The 3,757-nt window shown below is 66.5% G+C and carries 3 protein-coding genes; 1 reads left to right on the top strand and 2 read right to left on the bottom strand.

What is annotated here, in order from left to right:
• Positions 1-1,048: peptide MFS transporter (locus AC04L7_RS14285; RefSeq protein WP_475513248.1), on the bottom strand; the 1,048-nt coding region annotated here is incomplete at its 3' end.
• 196 nt (positions 1,049-1,244) lie between these two features.
• The gene (locus AC04L7_RS14280) at positions 1,245-2,105 is read right to left on the bottom strand and encodes a tryptophan 2,3-dioxygenase (protein ID WP_435996745.1); all 861 of its coding nucleotides are present in this window, start codon (positions 2,103-2,105) and stop codon (positions 1,245-1,247) included.
• Positions 2,106-2,322: 217 nt separating this feature from the next.
• Between AC04L7_RS14280 and AC04L7_RS14275 the strand changes: the two genes are divergently transcribed.
• On the top strand, positions 2,323-3,757 hold a 1,435-nt coding region (locus tag AC04L7_RS14275), incomplete at its 3' end, for a lamin tail domain-containing protein (RefSeq protein ID WP_475513249.1).

Here is a 3,757-nt window from a genome sequence, read left to right as displayed (position 1 = left end):
GCCAGGCCATGATCGGCGCAAGCGTGATGATGGCCACCGAGTTCACCGACTGGAACCAGCCCACCGGGAAGATCCAGCCGCCGAAATCGCGGTTGACGATCTTGTCCGCCAGGAAGCTGAAAGAGCTGCCCGCCTGTTCGAAGAAGCACCAGAACAGCACGTTGAACGCGAAGATGATCAGCATCGCAATCACCATGTCGCGCTGCTTGGGTCCGTTGCGGATACCCTCAACCAGCAACAGGATGCCCAGACCGATGAACATCGCGGTCAGCACCCATTGGAGCGTGCTGGCGCCAAGGCGCAGCAGGAAGTAGATGACCGGGATCGCAAGCACCGCACCGATCGCCGTCAACAGCACCCTGCCCTTGCCCTCGCCACCGGCAGGTGGCGTACCTACCCCTTTCAACTGGCCGCGACCAAACCAGAACCACACCAGGCTCACCAGCATGCCGATACCCGAGGTGATGAACACCACCTTGTAGGCCGGCATACCCTCAGCGCCGAATACCTTCTCGGCCAGCCAGCCGGTGAGCAGCGGCGAGACCATGGCGCCCAGGTTGATACCCATGTAGAACAGGGTAAAACCCGAATCGCGGCGCTCGTCCCCGGTGGTGTAGAGCTTGCCGACCATCGTCGAGATGTTCGGCTTGAAAAGGCCGTTGCCCGCGATGATCGTGGCCAGACCCAATTGGAAAATGTTCTCGTTGGGCACCGCGATCATGAACAAACCTGCCGCCATGATCACCGCGCCCACCAGGATCGAGCGTTGATAGCCGATCACGCGATCCGCTACGTAACCGCCGAAGATCGCCGCGGCGTAGACCAGCGCCAGATATGCACCGTAAATCTGGTTGGCGGGTGCCTCACCCGTGCCACTCCCCCCGTGGAACTGGGCCACGATGTAGAGCACCAGTGCCCAACGGATGCCATAGAACGCGAAGCGTTCCCAGAACTCGGTCATGAAGAGCATCCACAACGGACGCGGATGGCCCATGACCTGGGCGTAGTCGGGAACGTGCCCCGGTTGCGTATCGACGGCTCCGCTCATGCGGGCTCCCCCTAGAAAAGTAGTTCAGGATTTCGGTTTCCCCTGCAACGAGCGCAGGGGACGGGCGAGGATCACCGACCCGGCGGGCCCTCGTCAAATCGCTGAAACGCCGGTGGTGTAGCAGTCGCCTTGCCTGTTCAGCGAGTCAACCTACTGATTTCCAAGGGATTTCGATCCGGCCGACCCCGCTCGCCCATCAGCGATTGGGGCCGATCGACGTGCGCACGTCGAACAGTTCCGGGAAGAAGGTCAGCTCTAGCGCCTGGCGCAGGAAGCCCACGCCGCTGGACCCGCCGGTACCGCGCTTGAAACCGATGATGCGCATCACCGTGCGCATGTGGCGGAAGCGCCACAACTGGAACTGGCTTTCCAGATCCACCAGGTCCTCGCACAGCGAGTACTCGCGCCAGTAGCGGTCGGTGTCCTCATAGATCGCTTCGAACACCGGCAACAGCGCGGCGTCGGCGGCGTGCGACTGGCGCCAGTCGCGCTGCAGGTGCTGCGGGGGGATCCCGTGGCCCCAGCGGGCGAGGTACATCAGGAATTCGTCGTAGAGGCTGGGGGCGTCGAGCACGGCCTCCAGCCCGGCATGGCCCTCCGGGTCATGGGCGAACACCTTAAGCATCGCCGCATTCTTGTTGCCGAGCAGGAATTCGATGGTGCGGTACTGCAGCGACTGGAAACCCGACGACGGGCCCAGCAGGTCGCGGAAGCCCATGTACTCGGACGGGGTCAGCGTTTCCAGCACCGACCACTGCTCGGTCAGCTGGCGCAGCACCTGCTTGGCGCGAGCCATCACCTTGCGGGCCTGCCAGACCTGGTCGCGCTGGAGGAAGCCGATCGCCGCCTGCAACTCGTGGATCATCAGCTTCATCCACAGTTCCGAGACCTGGTGCTGGACGATGAACAGCATCTCGTCGTGGTGCGGCGGGTCCGACACCGGGTGCTGCGCAGACAACAGGCGGTCCAGCTGCAGGTAGCCGCCGTAGCTCATCCGGCCGGACAGGTCGGTGTGGATGCCTGCTTCCAGCGGGCGTTCGTTCTTCTCTACGGCCATCCGTCGTTCAACCGGTGCACCACCCAAGCGGCGGCGGGGACGCCAGCGTAACCGATGCCGGTCGACGGCCCGGGCGATGCGACGGGAAACCGGCGCCCGTGTCACGCCCATGCAATGCGCGTACCACAGGCTTGGGCTACATTGCGTCGGCCGGGGGCGGCATCGCTCCCGCGGGGGTCGGCGTCCAATCCACTGAGGGAGAACCCGTTACATGGAAATGCCACGGGGCCGCGTCGCGGCCGTGCTCGCGTCTTTCGCCTTGCTGTTCGCCGCTTCGTCGGTACAGGCACAGGTGGTCATCAGCCAGGTCTACGGCGGCGGCGGCAACAGCGGTGCCACGCTGAAGAACGACTTCATCGAGCTGCGCAACAACGGCCCCACTGCGGTCGACCTGACGGGCTGGAGCGTGCAGTACACCTCCTCCGCAGGCACCACCTGGAGCGGGCGCACCAACCTGACGGGCACCATCCCGGCCGGCGGCTTCTACCTGGTCCAGCAGGCGCAGGGCGCCGGCGGCACGGTGGACCTGCCCGCGCCTGACGCGGTGGGCACCATTGCGATGAGCGGCACCGCCGGCAAGGTCGCGCTGAGCCGCAGCACCACGGCGCTGACGGGCGCCTGCCCGACGGCCGATGCGAACGTGGTCGACTTCGTCGGCTTCGGCAGTGCGGCCAACTGCTTCGAAGGCAGCGCGCCGACCGGCACGCTCAGCAACACCACCGCTGCGCTGCGTGGCGGCGACGGCAGCATCGACACCAACAACAACGGCGCCGACTTCGCGGTCGGTGCGCCGAATCCGCGCAACAGCGGCGCCGAGCCGCCGGAACCGCCCGAGCCGCCGCTGGCGCTGACCATCGCGCAGATCCAGGGCAACGGCCTGCTGTCGCCGCACAACGGCAAGCGCGTGGTGACCGAAGGCATCGTCACGGCGATCAAGTTCAACAACGGCTTCTTCCTGCAGGCCGCCAACGACGACGGCGACCCGACCACGTCCGAAGCCGTGTTCGTGTTCACCAGCAGCGCGCCGCCCGCCACCGCCGCCGTCGGCAACCGCGTGCGCGTCACCGGTACGGTCGAGGAATTCACCCCGTCGTCCAATCCGCACCAGCTGGCCATCACCGAGATCGTCACCCCGACGCTCGAAGTGCTGGAAACCGGCGTCGCCCTGCCTGCCGCGATCGAGCTGACCGCCGCCGAGCTGGGTCCTGACGCCCTGCCCGGCACGCTGGAACGCCTGGAAGGCATGCGCGTCAGCGTGGCGCAGTCGGTCGTGATYGCCCCCTCCGGCGGCAGCATCGACGAGAACGATGCGCTGTCCTTCAGCGACGGCGTTTTCCACGTGGCGCTGCCCGGCGTGGCGCGTCCGTTCCGTGAGCCCGGCATCGCCGTGATGGATGCCATCACCCTGCCGGCCGGCAAGAGCCCGCCGCGCTTCGACACCAACCAGGAACGCCTGATGGTGCGCAGCCGCGGCCAGGTCGGCGCATCGCCGCTGTCGGCCGACACCGGTGCCGACGTCGCCGGCCTGCTCGGCGTGCTCGACTACTTCGCCGGCACGTGGGCGCTGCTGCCCGACGTGGCCACGCCGCCGACGGTCACCGGCGGCATGTCGCCGGAAGCCGTCGACGATGCCGCCTACGATGAAGTCACCG

It is taken from the genome of Pseudoxanthomonas sp. LjRoot204_2, assembly GCF_056175765.1.
Note: the sequence above shows the minus strand (reverse complement) of the source record. Positions and strands in the feature narration are given on the sequence as shown.